At 70.3% G+C, this 14,296-nt stretch carries 11 protein-coding genes; 8 read left to right on the forward strand and 3 right to left on the reverse strand.

Annotation, left to right across the window (positions count from 1 at the left end; translation table 11 throughout):
* Positions 1–3: 3 nt before the first annotated feature.
* Positions 4–1,293: an aminotransferase family protein gene (locus D1J51_RS08070; RefSeq protein ID WP_205547828.1), complete on the reverse strand. Its 1,290-nt coding sequence runs from the start codon at positions 1,291–1,293 to the stop codon at positions 4–6.
* A gap of 168 nt (positions 1,294–1,461) precedes the next feature.
* Here D1J51_RS08070 and D1J51_RS08075 point away from each other — a divergent pair, with 168 nt between their 5' ends.
* From D1J51_RS08075 to D1J51_RS08110, 8 genes are all read left to right on the forward strand, one after another.
* Positions 1,462–2,523: an isocitrate/isopropylmalate dehydrogenase family protein gene (locus D1J51_RS08075; RefSeq protein ID WP_119074684.1), complete on the forward strand. Its 1,062-nt coding sequence runs from the start codon at positions 1,462–1,464 to the stop codon at positions 2,521–2,523.
* A gap of 133 nt (positions 2,524–2,656) precedes the next feature.
* Complete coding sequence (locus D1J51_RS08080) at positions 2,657–4,294, forward strand: ABC transporter ATP-binding protein (RefSeq protein ID WP_162903719.1); 1,638 nt, start codon at positions 2,657–2,659, stop codon at positions 4,292–4,294.
* Positions 4,295–4,357: 63 nt separating this feature from the next.
* Entirely contained in the window at positions 4,358–6,268 is a 1,911-nt protein-coding gene (locus tag D1J51_RS08085) for an ABC transporter permease subunit (RefSeq protein WP_119074686.1), read from the forward strand.
* Positions 6,269–6,296: 28 nt separating this feature from the next.
* A complete protein-coding gene (locus tag D1J51_RS08090) occupies positions 6,297–6,971 on the forward strand; it encodes an HAD family hydrolase (protein ID WP_119074687.1) in 675 nt (224 codons plus the stop codon).
* 60 nt (positions 6,972–7,031) lie between these two features.
* Positions 7,032–8,531 carry an ABC transporter substrate-binding protein gene (locus tag D1J51_RS08095; RefSeq protein ID WP_119074688.1) on the forward strand — a complete coding sequence of 500 codons (1,500 nt, stop codon included), beginning with the start codon at positions 7,032–7,034 and terminating at the stop codon, positions 8,529–8,531.
* Between the two features lie 82 nt (positions 8,532–8,613).
* Positions 8,614–9,891, forward strand: coding sequence for an NAD(P)/FAD-dependent oxidoreductase (locus tag D1J51_RS08100; protein WP_240423083.1), 1,278 nt, complete (start codon positions 8,614–8,616; stop codon positions 9,889–9,891).
* A gap of 31 nt (positions 9,892–9,922) precedes the next feature.
* Positions 9,923–11,422: an aldehyde dehydrogenase family protein gene (locus D1J51_RS08105; protein ID WP_162903720.1), complete on the forward strand. Its 1,500-nt coding sequence runs from the start codon at positions 9,923–9,925 to the stop codon at positions 11,420–11,422.
* A gap of 12 nt (positions 11,423–11,434) precedes the next feature.
* Positions 11,435–12,541, forward strand: a complete 1,107-nt coding sequence (locus D1J51_RS08110; protein ID WP_119074691.1) for an alanine racemase — start codon at positions 11,435–11,437, stop codon at positions 12,539–12,541.
* Positions 12,542–12,575: 34 nt separating this feature from the next.
* Here the strand turns inward: D1J51_RS08110 and D1J51_RS08115 are convergent, their stop codons facing one another.
* Together D1J51_RS08115 and D1J51_RS08120 are read right to left on the reverse strand one after the other, a co-directional pair.
* Positions 12,576–13,346 carry an SDR family NAD(P)-dependent oxidoreductase gene (locus tag D1J51_RS08115; RefSeq protein ID WP_119074692.1) on the reverse strand — a complete coding sequence of 257 codons (771 nt, stop codon included), beginning with the start codon at positions 13,344–13,346 and terminating at the stop codon, positions 12,576–12,578.
* A gap of 56 nt (positions 13,347–13,402) precedes the next feature.
* Positions 13,403–14,107: a GntR family transcriptional regulator gene (locus D1J51_RS08120; protein WP_119074693.1), complete on the reverse strand. Its 705-nt coding sequence runs from the start codon at positions 14,105–14,107 to the stop codon at positions 13,403–13,405.
* Between the last annotated feature and the right edge of the window lie 189 nt (positions 14,108–14,296).

Below are 14,296 nucleotides of genomic sequence, written 5' to 3' on the forward strand. Positions count from 1 at the left end.
GGGTCATCGGGTCACCGCCGGTTCCCGCGTCGTCGCCGCCGCACCGACCGTGTCGAGCGCCGTGATCGCGGCGGAGACGATGCCGCGAAGCTCGTCGTCCGTCGTGGTGAACGGCGGGCTGATCTGGATGACGTTGCCGCGCAGGGGCCGGGCGATCCAGCCCTGCTCGACCATCTCGTCGGTGACCCGCTCCGCGGAGTACTCGGGCCGCAGCTCGATGCCGCCGATGAGGCCGGCGACGCGGCTGTCCGCGACGCGATCGTCCGAGGCGAGGGCGCCGAGCTCGGCGCCGAGGACGCCCTCGAGGTGGCGCACGCGCGCGAGCAGGCCCTCGCGCTCGATGATCTCGAGGTTCTTCAACGCGAGCGCGGCCGACGTCGCGTGCCCCGAGTAGGTGGTGCCGTGGCGGTACATCGGGGCGCCCGTCTCGTAGAACGGGGCCCAGACCGCGGGCGCCACGATGATGCCCCCGACCGCCGAGTAGCCGGAGGAGATGCCCTTCGCCACGGTGATGATGTGCGGGCGCAGGCCGTACCGGTCGGCGGCGAACCACTCGCCCGTGCGGCCGAAGCCCGTGATCACCTCGTCGAGGATCAGGAGGATGTCGTGCTCGTCGGCGATCCGCTGCAGTCCCTCGAGGTAGCCGGGCGACGGCGGGATCACGCCGCCCGTGCCCTGGATCGGCTCGGCGATGAGCGCGGCGATGCGGTGGGGGCCGATCTCGGCGACGGTCCTGCGCACCCGTTCGATGTCGTGGGTGTCGAAGCGCGCGGTCTCGGGCACGAGGGATTCGGTGCCGTAGCCCTCGCGGTTGAACTCGAGCCCGGCGACGCTGGTGCCGTAGGCGTGGAGCCCGTGGTACGCCAGGTCGCGACTGAGCACCATGGTCTTCTCGTGGCGGCCGCGCAGCTGCCAGTAGCGGCGGGCGAGCTTCAGCGCGACGTCGATGGAGTCGGAACCGCCGCTGTTGAGGATGATCTTCGGGTCGGCGATGGGCGAGATGGAGGCGACCTTCTCGGCCAGCTCCACCGCGCGGTCGTTCAGGTACCGGCCGAAGACGTGGTAGGTCTCGAGCGTGCGGATCTGCTCTGCGGCGACCTCCGCCATCTCGGGCCGGCCGTGGCCGATGTTGGCGTGCCAGAGGCCCGCCGTGCCGTCGAACAGGCGCCGTCCGTCGGTCGTGGTGACGTAGTTGCCCTCGCCGCGATTGACGACGAGCTGACGGCCGAGTACGGATGGCATGTGGGCTTGCGCGCTCCACAGCGCTGAGCCGGTGTCGGGGGTGGGGTTCACGGTCGGTGGTCTCCTTCGGTCACGTGGCATCGCAGAGAAACGGATTGAAATGGATTGTAGGGCAATACTACGATTCTTGGAAGATCGGGGTGGTGGACGATGCGGCTCGCCTCATTCTTGTAGATTGTTGACAGTTCACCACCAGAGCTGCTGGACGAGGAGGCAACTATGGACGCTCACGTGATCTCAGTGCTCGCGGGAGACGGCATCGGCATCGAGGTGATGCCGGTCGCGATGGAGGTGCTCGACGCTGCGACGCGCGATCGCGGCGTGCGCCTGGAGTGGCGGGAGCAGCCCTGGGGCAGCGACTACTTCCGGCGCCGCGGCCGGATGATGCCGACCGATGCGATCGAGACGATGGCGGGCACCGACGCCGTCTTCCTCGGTGCGGTGGGGCACCCGGAGGTGTCGGACGTCGAGACGCTCTGGGGCATGCTCATCCCGATCCGGCGGGAGTTCGATCAGTACATCAACCTGCGGCCGGTGCGCTCGTTCTCGGGTGTGCGCTCGTCGCTCGCGGGATCCCCCGACATCGACGTCGTCATCGTGCGCGAGAACGTCGAGGGCGAGTACTCCGCGGTCGGGGGCCGGAGCGGTCAGGGGTCCCCCTTCGAGGCCGCGTACCAGCAGTCCGTCTTCACCCGCCGCGGCGTCGAGCGCGTCGCGGCCTACGCCGCAGATGTGGCGAGAGCCCGCAGCGGGCGGCTGGTCTCGGCGACGAAGTCGAACGGGATCATCCACACGATGCCCTTCTGGGACGAGGTGGTCGCCGAGGTGGTCGGTCGCGGGGGAGGGGTGGCCCTCGAGCCGGTGCTGATCGACGCGCTCGCGGCGCGCGCCGTGCGCGCACCGCAGACCCTCGATGTGATCGTCGCCTCCAACCTGTTCGGAGACATCCTGTCCGACCTCCTGGCCGGGGCGGTCGGTTCGATCGGAATCGCCCCGAGTGCGAATCTGAACCCGGAGCGGCGGTGCCCGTCGATGTTCGAACCCGTGCACGGCTCGGCCCCCGACATCGCCGGGCGGGGCATCGCGAACCCCATCGGTCAGATCTGGGCCGGCGCGATGATGCTGCGCCACCTGGGGCACGAGGAGATCGCGGGGTCGATCGAGACGGCCTTCACCGCCGTCGTCGAGCGCGGTGCGGTGACCCCGGATCTGGGCGGTGAGCTGACGACGGCGGAGGTCGGAGCCGCGGTCGTCGCCGAGCTCTCCGCGCGCGGCGTGTAACGGGAGTGCTGCAAAACGGTGACGAAATCGTTTGATTGTTGACAATCCAACGAGCGTGAGGCTATTCTCGCCAGTATCTCGCGGAGCTGCGGGAGCACGGAGATTCGATGGAGCGGGCATGCACAGTCTCGAGGTGACAGATCTCACGATATCCATTGGCGGACGCACGATCGTCAACGGAACCACGTTTTCGGTGAGCCAGGGCCAGCGGGTCTGCCTGCTCGGCGAATCGGGGTCGGGCAAGTCGCTCACCGCGAGCGCCGTGCTGGGCCGGCTCCCCGCGAACGCGAAGGCCGAAGGCAGCATCATGGTCAACGGCGTCGAGGTGCTCGGCGTCCCTGCCTCCAAGCGACCCGAGGAAGCACGGGTCGCGATGGTGTTCCAGGACTCGGCGGTCGCGCTCAACCCGCTGGTGCGCATCCGCGAGCAGATCGTCGAGCCGCTGCGCCGCCACCGGGGCCTCGGCCGCGAGACGGCGCTGCAGGCGGCCGCCGAGCTCGCAGAGTCGGTCGGGCTGCCCGATCCCGCCCTGATCATCGAGCGGTTCCCGGCCGAACTCTCCGGCGGCCAGCGCCAGCGCGTCTGCATCGCGCTCGCGCTCGCCTGCAACACCCGGCTCATGGTGGCGGACGAGCCGACGACGGCGCTCGACGTCGTCACCCAGAGGCGCGTGCTCGACGTGCTCAAGAAGTACACGGCGGGGCAGAACACGCCCGCACTGCTGTTCATCACCCACGACTTCGCGGTCGCCTCGGAGCTGTGCAGCGACGCCGTGGTGATGAAGGACGGCGACGTCGTTGAACAGGGGCGCATCCGCTCCATCTTCGCGGCCCCCGAGAACCCCTACACCCGCGAACTCATCCGCGCGGCACGCGCCGCGACGGTCGAGCCCTACGTGCAGAAATTCACCGAGGAGCTCGGCGAACTGCGCGCCGAGGAGGTCGCGCGGCGCCCCGCCCGCAAGATCTTCTACGACATCGGCGAGGTCAGCCGCGAGTACCCGATGCCGCGCAAGGGGCTCCTCGCGAAACGCGAGTTCAAGACCGCGCTCTTCCCCACGAGTCTCACCATCGGCGCCGGTGAGCGCGTGGGCATCGTGGGCGTCTCGGGATCCGGCAAGACGACCCTGCTGCGCCTCATGCTCGCCCTCGACACGACCGACACCGGTGCGATCACCTGCGAGGGCAAGGAGGTCTACCCCGCCGAGGTGAGCAGGCTCAAGTGGTATCGCCGCAAGGTGCAGTACGTGCCGCAGGATCCCGCGAGCACCCTCGACCCGCTCATGACGGTGCAGAAGCTCGTGCGCGAGCCGCTCGTGCGCCTCGGGGTGCCCGGCGACCACGACGCGATGGTGCGCGAGGCACTCGCCTCCGTCGGGCTGGACGAGACGTTCACGCGCCGCCGGGCGAACGAGCTCTCGGGAGGGCAGGCGCAGCGGCTCGCCATCGCCCGGGCGATCGCCACCCGGCCCGACTTCCTGCTCGCCGACGAGCCCGTGAGCGGACTCGACCTGCCCATGCGGGAGGCCATCGTCGCGCTTCTGCGGCAGATCTCCGAGGAGCGCGGCACCGGCATCGCGGTGGTCTCGCACGACCTCTCGATGGTCGCGAGCCTCTGCGAGCGCACCGTCGTGATGCACGCGGGCGAGGTCGTCGAGGATCGCCCCACCATGGAGCTGCTCACCGATCCGCGGCACCCGCGCACCAGGGAACTGCTCGACGCCATCCCGGAGCTGCATCTCGCGCACGAGGACACGACGACAGCCGTCTGAATCTCAACGGGTTCGCGCGACGCCGCAGTCCGTCGAGCCCTCACCATCGAGAAAGGAAAGCGAATGGCCATCTCCACACAAGCCGTTCCCGCGCTGCGCCGCGCACAGCGCAAGACCTCGCTCTCGGGCGGGTCGAAAGCCGTGCTCATCTCCGCGATCTCGCGCATCGTGACCATCGCGGCGGTGGTGTTCCTGCTCGGCATCCTGCCCCTGCTCTCCGGCCGGGACATCGCGGTGTCGGTCTACCGCTCGCGGTACGCGGAGGGCGAGATCGATCCGCAGGCGCTCGAGGCGCTGCGGAAGGAGCTGGGCCTCGAGAACGGCGCGATCGGCGCCTTCTTCTCCTGGCTCGGCGGGGTCGTGCGGGGCGACTTCGGCGTCTCCTGGGCGACCAGGCAACCGGTGCTGCCCGACATGCTCGAGGCGCTCGGCAACTCGCTCGCGGTGATGCTCGCCGCCCTTCTGGTCGGGGTGATCCTCGGCGGCCTCCTCACCATCCCCACCTTCCGACGCGGCCTCGCCGGGCGCTCCGATCGCACGGGAGGCGGGCTCGCCGCCGCGTTCACCGCGCTGCCGGAGTTCCTGCTCGCCTCCGTGCTGCTCGTGGTCTTCGCGGTCTGGCTGGGGTGGCTGCCGCCGTTCGGGTGGCGCGGCATCAACTACGCGATCCTGCCGGCGCTGTCGATGGGCCTGCCCACCGGCGGGTTCCTCGGCCGGCTCCTGTCGGACGCCCTCGCCAGCACCTTCAGCGAGCGCTGGGTGGCGACGTGGCAGGTCGCCGGCTACTCGAGAACGCGCATCGTGCTGGCGGTGATCCGGCGCACCCTGCCGGGCGTGACCGCGCCCATGTCGCTCATCCTCGTCGCCATCACGGCGGGTGCGGTGGTGATCGAGCAGGTCTACGCGATCCCGGGCATCGGCCGCGCGACCCTCGTGGCCGTGCAGTCGCAGGATCTGCCGACGCTCCAGGCGGGGGTGATCCTGCTCATGCTGCTGGCGGTGCTGCTGGGCGTCGGCGCGACCCTGCTGCGGCGCCTGCTGCTCGGGCCCGCGCTGCGCTCCAACTCGCTGCCCGCCCCGGTGCCCAAGACTCCGAGCTCCAAGTGGGGGCTGCTGCTGCCCGCCACCATGCTCGTGCTCCTCGTGCTGCTCATCGTCTCGGGCCTGCCGCGCGACCCCTTCGCGCTCGACTACACGAGGCTCCAGGCGCCCAGCTGGGAGCTGCCGCTCGGCGCCGACGCCAGCGGCCGCGACGTGCTCGCCCGGATCTCCCACGGCGCGCTGTCGACGCTCGGGATCGGCGCGATCGTCGCCGGTGTCTGCCTGGTGATCGGCCTCGTGATCGGCATGTTCCCGAACCTCGGGGCGGGGCCCATCGAGATCACGAACGCGGCGCCCCCGATCCTCGCGGGACTGATCGTCGCCGCGGCCATGGGGCCCTCGTCGTTCGGCGCGGCCATCGCCGTCGCGGCCGTGAGCTGGGCCCCGCTCGCCGCCCACACCGCGGCGCTCGTCGCCGAGGTCAAAGCCCAGCCCCACGTCAAGATCGCCCCGGTGCTCGGGGTGGGCAAGGCGCGCATGATGCTGCGCTACGTGCTGCCGAGCGTCGTGGGACCCGTGTTCCGCCACGCGTGCCTGCGCCTGCCCGGCATCTGCCTCGCACTCGCCGCGCTCGGCTTCCTGGGGCTCGGCCCTCAGCCGCCGCAGCCCGAGTGGGGGCTCATCCTCGGCGAGGGCATGCCCTACGTCGAACGCGCCCCGCTCGTCGTGATCGTCCCGGCGGGAGCGCTCGTGATCCTCTCGATCTTCGCGGTGTCGCTCTCGAGCCTGAGCATCGACTTCCGCGGTGGCCGGATGGGCGCGAGCAAGCGTCGCAAGCCCGTCACGAGCCTCCGCACGGCGACGACCGGCCAGACCCCCGCGGCGGGCCTCACCCCCACCGGGGCGGTCGACATCACGGCCCGCGCCGAGTAACCATTCCCACCCGCAACGAAAGGTACGCATGTCCATCGAACTCCCCCGCCCGAAGTACATCTCGTTCGACGTGATCGGCACGCTCATCTACTTCGAGATGCGCAGGACGGTCGAGCCCATCGTCGCCGACCGCTTGCCGGGCGAACGGCTCGAGGCCTTCTTCAACCGATTCAGGCTCGACCGCTACGACGAGATCATGGAGTACCGGCCCTACGACGAGATCCTCGACCGCTCGTTCCGCCGCACTTGCGCCCGTTTCGGCCTCGAGGTCGCCGACGAGGACGTCGCCGCGATCCAGCGCGACGTCATCACCTGGGGCGCGCACCCCGACGTGCCCGAACCGCTCGCGAAGATGGCCGAGCACTTCCCGCTCATCGCGCTGTCCAACGCCGACGACCGGCACCTGAACGCGTTCATCCCGAGACTCGGCGCGCCATTCCGCGCCGTGTACACGGCCGAGCAGTCGGGCGCCTACAAGCCTCGCCTGCGCGCGTTCGACTACATGCTCGAGCAACTCGACGCCGAGCCCGGCGACTTCCTGCACATCTCGTCGCACCAGCTCTACGACCACGTTCCGATGGCCGAACTCGGCTTCACCAACAAGGTCTTCCTCGACCGGGGCTACGACCCCGATCTGCCCCACTACGGCGCCGTGCGCGTGAGCTCGCTCGACGAGGTCAACCGCGCGCTCGGCATCGTCTGATCCATCCACCCCGAGCGGGACTCCAATCACTCCGCGAGAACAGGAAAGGTACCCACACAAATGAGCAAGAGATTTGGCCGCAGAGTCGCGGCCGCAGTCGGTCTCATGGCCTCGGCTGCACTGCTGCTCGCCGGCTGCGCCGGCGGCGGCAGCGCCGGAGGCGGAGGCGACCGCATCAAGATCGCCATGATGCAGCCGCCCACCGCCGCGCTCAACCCGTTCAGCGACGACGTCGCGAAGCTCTCGCGATGGAGCACGGGCGAGACCCTGGTGCGGCTGAACGACAAGATCGAGATCGAGCCGCTGCTCGCGACAGAGTGGAAGCAGGTCGACGACCTGACCTGGGTGTTCACCCTGCGCGACGACGTCACCTTCCACGACGGCACACCCTTCAACGCGGCGGCCGTGAAGAACACGCTCGACAAGGCCGTCTCGGCCACGACGCCGCCGCGCGCCCTGAACGGGGTGAAGATCAGCACCGAGGCCACCGGCGAGTACGAGGTCACCATCACCACCGACACCCCGGATCCGCTGCTCACCAACCGGCTCGCGAGCCCGCAGCTGTCGATCTTCTCGGAGGCGGCCTACCGCGATGACGGCACCATCAGCCCCATCGGCACCGGAACGGGCCCGTTCGAGCTCACGGACGTCAACGGGACCACCACCGCCACGCTCGAGCGCTACGACGGATACTGGGGCGAGAAAGCCAAAGCGGCGGGTATCGACGTCGACTTCGTGCCGGATGGAACGGCGCGCGCGGGCGCGATCCGCTCGGGCGAGGCGGATGGCGCCGAGAGCATCCCCGTGTCTCAGGTCACGCTGCTCGATCCTCAGCAGGTCAATGAGGTGTTCATGCCCCGCACCACCTTCCTCACGCTGAACAGCGAATCGGGGCCCTTCGCCGATCCCGCCGTGCGCGCGGCCGCGCGGGCCGCCATCGACCCGAAGGGGATCGTCGACACGGTCTACGAGGGGCAGGCGGACCCGGCCGACGGGCTCCTCGGCCCTGCGCTGCCCTGGGCCGAGAAGCTGCGCGGCAACATCGAGTCGGCCACCGAGCCCGCCAAGGTCGACGGCGTGCCGATCACGCTCGCCACCTACTCCGACCGCGCCGAGAACCCCGAGATCGCCGTGCAGCTGCAGAAGCAGCTCGAGGAGGCGGGCTTCGTGGTCACCCAGGACGTGCGGGAGTACGTGAACATGGAGGAGGAGATGCTCGGCGGCGGGTTCGACGCGGTGATCATCTCGCGCAACATCCTGCTCGACACGGGAGACCCGCTCTCGTTCTTCTCGCAGGACTTCACCTGCTCGGGCGGCTTCAACGTCGCCCAGCTCTGCGACGCCGGAGTCGACGGCATCGTGCAGAAGGGCCTGCAGGCCACCGGCGACGCCCGCCAGCAGGCCGCCATGGACGCCGAGGCGGCCATTCTGCGACTCGACAGCGTCGTGCCGCTCGTGCACGAGCGGGTGGTGCAGGCCGAGGCCGGAACGTTCACCAACGTGGTGCGCGATCCCCTCGAGCGGCGCCTGATCACCGAGCAGACCGCGCCCGCGGGCTGAACCCCGGCGGCCGGTGCCGGTCCCGCGGCGCCGGCCGCCTCCACACACCCATCACAGAATCATCGGAGCACCCAACGTGAAAATGCACTCCTACTGGCTCGACACGGCAACGCCGAGCGGCGACTACACCCACACACCGGTGCCGAAGGAGGTGGACGTGGCCGTCGTCGGCGCCGGCTTCACCGGCCTGTCGACCGCGTACCACGCGGCGCGGGCGGGCAAGTCGGTGGCGGTGCTCGAGACCAACACCGTGAACTGGGGCGCATCGGGTCGCAACGGCGGCATGGCGACCACCGGCCTCGCCATCGGGTTCCGCAACGCCATCAAGCGCTACGGGGAGCGACGGGCGATCGGCTACTTCCGGGAGTACAACGAGGCCATCGACCTGATCGAGAACATCGTGCAGGAGCACAGTCTCGAGGTCGACTACCAGCGCTCGGGAAAGATGAACCTCGCCTGGAAGGCCTCTCACTGGGAGGGCATGCAGAAGACCGCCGAGGCGCTCAAGCGCCTCGTGGGCCAGCCGGTGGAGCTCGTCGACCGGGCCGGCATCCACCGGGAGATCGGTTCCGACGTCTACCACGGCGCCATGGTCGATCCGCTCGGCGCCGGCATGCACGTGGGCAAGTTCGGCCACGAGCTGGGCCGCCTCGCCATCGAGGCCGGAGCGACCATCCACGAGAAGGCCGAGGTCGTCGACGTCGAGCGCATCGGCAGCGGAACCGTGCACGACCTCAAGACCACGCGCGGTGACCTCCGTGCGGGCGCGGTGGTGCTCGGCACCAGCGGCTACACCGGCAAGCCCTTCGGCTGGCAGCGGCGCCGGGTGATCCCCGTGGGCAGCTTCATCGTGGTCACCGAGCCCCTGCCGCAGCAACTCGTCGACGAGCTCCTGCCCAACCGGCGCATGGCCTCCGACAGCAAGAACTTCATCTACTACTTCCGCATCACGCCGGACAACCGGCTGCTCTTCGGCGGCAGGGCCCGGTTCGCGCTCTCCGATCCGTCGCAGGATCGGGAGAGCGGCGAGATCCTGAAGAAGGCGATGCACCACGTCTTCCCGCAGACGCGCGACGCCCGCATCGACTACATGTGGGGCGGTCTCGTCGACATCTCCATGGATCAGATGGTGCACGCGGGCGAGCACCAGGGCCTCTTCTACTCGCTGAACTATTCGGGTCACGGCGTGCAGATGGCCACCTACATGGGCAAGGTGATGGCCGAGGTCGTCTCGGGCCGCCCCGAGGCCAACATCTGGCGGGACCTCAAGAACCCGTGGATTCCCGGTTACTTCGGCAACCCCTGGCTGCACCTGCGCGCGGGAGGCGCCTGGTACGGCCTGCAGGACAAGCTGAGCTGAGCCCCTCGAACGAGCGAAGGAGATGCGAACGATGAGCGACTGCGCGTGCGCGGAGCAGCCCGTGAGAGTCGAGGCGGAGGACGAGCTGCTGCGCGGGCTCGGGATCCCGGGCGGAGGCTACCTCTGCGGCGAGTGGGTGCGCGGCCCGTTCGCCCTCGAGGTGACCGACCCCGAGGACGGCTCGCTCGTCGCCCGCGTCTACGAGGCGACGGTCGACGACGTCGACCGGGCGATCGCGGGCGTGCGGCGAAGCCTGAGCGAGGATGTCTGGGAGCTGTGGGAGCGCCGCGAGGTGCTGGAGCGGGCCGCCGACCTGGTGCGCGGGGAGGGGGAGCGCCTCGCGCGGATCATCTCGTCGGAGGGAAGCAAGACCATCACCGAGGCGACTCGCGAGGTCGCCCGGACGGCCGAGACCCTGAAGATCTCGGCGCACTCGGCGGCCCTGCTCGAGGGCGAGACCCTGCCCTTCGAGGACACGGCGCGGGGCGCGGGCAAGTTCGGCTACTACCGGCGCGTGCCGCTCGGTGTGGTCGCCGCCATCACGCCGTTCAACGATCCCATGAACCTGGTCGCGCACAAGGTCGGGCCGGGCCTGCTCGCGGGCAACGCGATCGTGCTCAAGCCTGCCGCCGCGACCCCCCTGTCGGCGCTCGCACTGCAGGACATCCTGCTCCGCGCGGGCATGCCCGCGAGACGCATGGCGGTGCTCGCGTCGGATCGCGAGGTCGGTTCGGCGCTCGTCGGCGACCCCCGCATCGCGGCGATCAGCTTCACCGGCGGCCCGGCGACGGGCGACTCGATCGCCCGCATCGCGGGCGCCCGCAGGGTGCTCATGGAGCTCGGCGGCAACAACGCCGTGCTCGTCTGCGAGGACGGCGACGTGGAGACGGCCGCGGAGGGCATCGTCGACGGCGCGTTCGGCGTGGCCGGCCAGAACTGCCTCTCCGTGCAGCGCGTCTTCGTGCACGCGTCGCACTACGAGCGGCTGGTCTCGCTCGTCGCCGACAGCACGGCGCGGCTCGCCGTCGGGTCGAAGCGGGATCCGGCGACAGATGTCGGCCCGCTCATCTCGGAGCGCGAGGCGCGCCGGGTCGAGGACTGGGTCGCCGAGGCCGTCGACGGCGGGGCCCGAGTGGTGGTCGGCGGCAGGCGGGAGGGGGCGTACTACTGGCCCACCGTTCTCGTGGACGTGCCGAACGACGCGCGCGTGTATCGCGAAGAGGTGTTCGGGCCGGTGGTGCTCGTCGAGGCGTTCACCGACTTCGACGCCGCCCTCGAGGCGGTCGACGACACCGAGTACGGCCTGCAGGCGGGGGTCTTCACCGCCTCGCTGCAGAGCGCGATGCGCGCCGTCGACCGTCTCCACATGGGCAGCGTGCTCGTCAACGACACGAGCGACTTCCGCATCGACGCAATGCCGTTCGGCGGCTCCAAGCGCTCGGGCGTGGGCCGGGAGGGCGTGGCCGAGGCCGTGCGCGAGATGAGCGAGCCGAAGAACGTGATCCTGAATCGCATGGGTTGGGCCCCGTGAGCGGAGGCAGCCATGCATAAGATCATCCAGGCCGTGAGGGATCACGGCGAGGCGCTCGAGACGCCGGCCGCGGTAGTGCTCGGCGACGTCCTGCGCGAGAACATCCGCAGGATGCAGGCGTTCGCGGACGATCACGGCGTCGCCCTGCGTCCGCACGTGAAGACCCACAAGTCGGTCGACATCGCCCTCATGCAGATCCGCGCGGGCGCGGCGGGCATCACGGTCAGCGACCTGCATCAGGCGGAGGTCTTCGCCGCGGCGGGCATCGTCGACGTGTTCGTCGCGTTCCCGCTGTGGATGTCGCGGGCGAGGGCGGAGCGCGCGCGCCGACTGCTCGAGCGGACCGAGCTGAAGGTCGGCGTCGAGAGCCGTGCGGCGGTCGACGCGATCGTCGAGCAGGGGTTCTCGGGCGACGATCGCCTGGAGCTCGTGATCGAGGTCGACTGCGGCGCCCGGCGCAGCGGCCTCGTCCCGCATCTGGCGGGCGCTCTCGCGGAATACGCGCTCTCGCGCGGTCTGCGCGTCGCCGGCGTCTTCACCTACCCCGGGCACGGCTGGGCCCACGGGGCGGCGGAGGGAGCCGCGCGGGACCAGGCGGCCGCGCTGCACGACGCGGCCGAGTCGCTTCGGGCCGCGGGCGTGGAGCCGCGCATCGTGAGCGCCGGATCGACGCCCACCGCGAAGCACTCGCCCGCCGGGAGCGTCACCGAGATCCGGCCCGGCGAGTACGTGTTCTACTCCATGGACCAGTACCGGCACGAGGTGTGCCGGGGCGAGGACATCGCGCTCTTCGTGGCCGCGACCGTGGTGAGCAACGGCCCGGGAGGCCCGGACGGCCCGCAGATTCTCGACGTCGGCACGATGGCGCTCGGCCGGGAGGTGGACGAGCGGGGCGGCTACGGCTGGATCGCGGGCGACGGCGGCACCGTCGCCCGGCTGAACGAGTACCACGGCTTCCTCGACGTCGGGGACGGCCCGCGGCACGGTATCGGGACGGTGCTGCCGCTGATCCCGAACCACTCGTGCACCGTCGTGCAGAACGTCCGTGAGCTGCTCGTCCTCGAAGCGGACGGCACGATCGACCGCGTTCCCGTCAGCCGGTTCGGGCGGCCCCGGTAGCGTTCCCGCCGCCTCCCGGGGCGCAGGGGGCTCGCTATGCGGCGGTGTAGCCGCCGTCGATCGGCAGCACGGCCCCCGTGATGTACGAGGCGGCCGGCGAGCCGAGGAAGTGGATCGCCTCCGCCACCTCCTCGGCTCGGGCCATGCGGCCGAGCGGAATGGTGGCCGCTCGTGCGGCGCGGTGCGCCTCGGGGTCGGCCGCCCGCCGGAAGCCGGCCTCGATGAAGGGGGTCTCGGTGAGGCCCGGCGCCGCGATGTTGACCCGGATGTTCTGCGGCGCGAGCTCGAGCGCCGCACCCTTGCCCAGCATGATGAGGCCGCCCTTCGCCGCGTTGTAGAGCACCTCGTGCGGCATGCCCGCGAGGCCGAGCCGCGAACTCACGAGCACGATCGCCCCGCCGCCCTCGCGCATTGCGGGCACTGCGTGCTTGATCACCGCGTAGACGCTCAGCAGGTTGGCGTCGAGCACTCGGGAGGCCTCCGCGAGGGGCATCTCCGTGATGCCGCCGGAGGCCTGCAGCCCGTGGCAGGCGATCACGGCGTCAAGGGGACCGAGCTCCGAGACCGCCTCCGAGACGAGCCGTTCGACGAAGGCTTCGTCGCAGAGGTCGCCGGCGAGATAGCGCTCGTCGGGGCGCAGCGCGGCCGGGGGATCGGCGCGTCGGCCCGTCAGGAAGAGGCGTGACCCATCGGAGCGGAAGCGCTCCGCGACGGCCTCGCCGATACCGCTCGACGCGCCGGTGATGAGAACGTTGCGGCGGGCGGTCGCTGCGGTGCCGCCCTCAGTCGGGGGGTGCGTGGTCATGCGGGGCTGCCTCCGGGTATCGGTGCGATGGGGTGCGGCGGGACGGAGCCCGCCGACTACTCGTTGCGGCCGTGCCGCAACGCATCGTCCTCGCCGCTCGAACGCAGCTCGTAGTCGTCCAGCGAGAGATGGCGGTGCAGGGCGAGGTGGAGCTGCTGCATCGACCCCTCGAGCAGCAGCTCGGCGATCTCGGTGTGGCCCACGATCACGCGATCGGGCTCGGGATACGCGCTCGGGAAGCTGGAGAGGCAGATGAGGGACTCGGTCGCGAGCGTCGAGTAGGCGCGCGCCAGGCGCGTGTTTCCGGCGCTGGACACCAGCGCGGTGTGGAACTCCAGGTCGATGCGGCCCAGCTGCGCCCAGTCGTCGCGCGCGAGCGGGGCGTGCATGCGATCGATGATCGGGCGCATGCCGTCGACGATCCGGGCGCGATCCTCGGGGAGCATCTTCGTGATGATCTCCGCCGCGGCGCACTCGATGACCTCTCGGGCCTCGTACACCTCGGCGACGTCGCGCACCGTGAGCTCCTGCACGAAGACCCCTCTGTTGGGGCGCGAGAGGAGGAGCCCCTCCTGCACCAGGCGGTGCAGCGCCTCGCGCACCGGCCCGCGGGAGACGTTGAGCTGGTTCGCCACCTGCGCCTCGTTGATCTGGTCTCCGGGCCCGAAGGCCCCGATGATGATGCTCTCTCGAAGCTGGTCGGCGATGACCACCGCGGTCGGGCGGCTGTTGATGGCCGAGAGCGCCTGCACACCTTGCATGAGAGTTTCCTCACGAGTTCGTTTCCGTTGAATTGTAGACAATCGTACGCCTGCTGTGGCGCGGATGCGTCGTGCGGCCGGCCCCCGATTGACGGTCTCCTCGGGGGCTCCGGCTGCGGGCTCGGGAAGAGGGGCCGGATCGTACGCAGGCACGCCCTCAGTGTAGCAGGATTGTAAATTGTTGACAAT

Source organism: Leucobacter sp. wl10 (genome assembly GCF_003569785.1).
GTDB lineage: Bacteria > Actinomycetota > Actinomycetes > Actinomycetales > Microbacteriaceae > Leucobacter.

Excerpts from the sequence above, each read along its gene's own strand:
- D1J51_RS08100 (WP_240423083.1), top strand. The coding sequence starts at position 8,614 with ATGCACTCCTACTGGCTCGACACGGCAACGCCGAGCGGCGACTACACC.
- D1J51_RS08095 (WP_119074688.1), top strand. The coding sequence starts at position 7,032 with ATGAGCAAGAGATTTGGCCGCAGAGTCGCGGCCGCAGTCGGTCTCATG.
- D1J51_RS08090 (WP_119074687.1), top strand. The coding sequence starts at position 6,297 with ATGTCCATCGAACTCCCCCGCCCGAAGTACATCTCGTTCGACGTGATC.
- D1J51_RS08115 (WP_119074692.1), bottom strand. The coding sequence starts at position 13,346 with ATGACCACGCACCCCCCGACTGAGGGCGGCACCGCAGCGACCGCCCGC.
- D1J51_RS08120 (WP_119074693.1), bottom strand. The coding sequence starts at position 14,107 with ATGCAAGGTGTGCAGGCGCTCTCGGCCATCAACAGCCGCCCGACCGCG.
- D1J51_RS08085 (WP_119074686.1), top strand. The coding sequence starts at position 4,358 with ATGGCCATCTCCACACAAGCCGTTCCCGCGCTGCGCCGCGCACAGCGC.
- D1J51_RS08105 (WP_162903720.1), top strand. The coding sequence starts at position 9,923 with ATGAGCGACTGCGCGTGCGCGGAGCAGCCCGTGAGAGTCGAGGCGGAG.
- D1J51_RS08110 (WP_119074691.1), top strand. The coding sequence starts at position 11,435 with ATGCATAAGATCATCCAGGCCGTGAGGGATCACGGCGAGGCGCTCGAG.
- D1J51_RS08075 (WP_119074684.1), top strand. The coding sequence starts at position 1,462 with ATGGACGCTCACGTGATCTCAGTGCTCGCGGGAGACGGCATCGGCATC.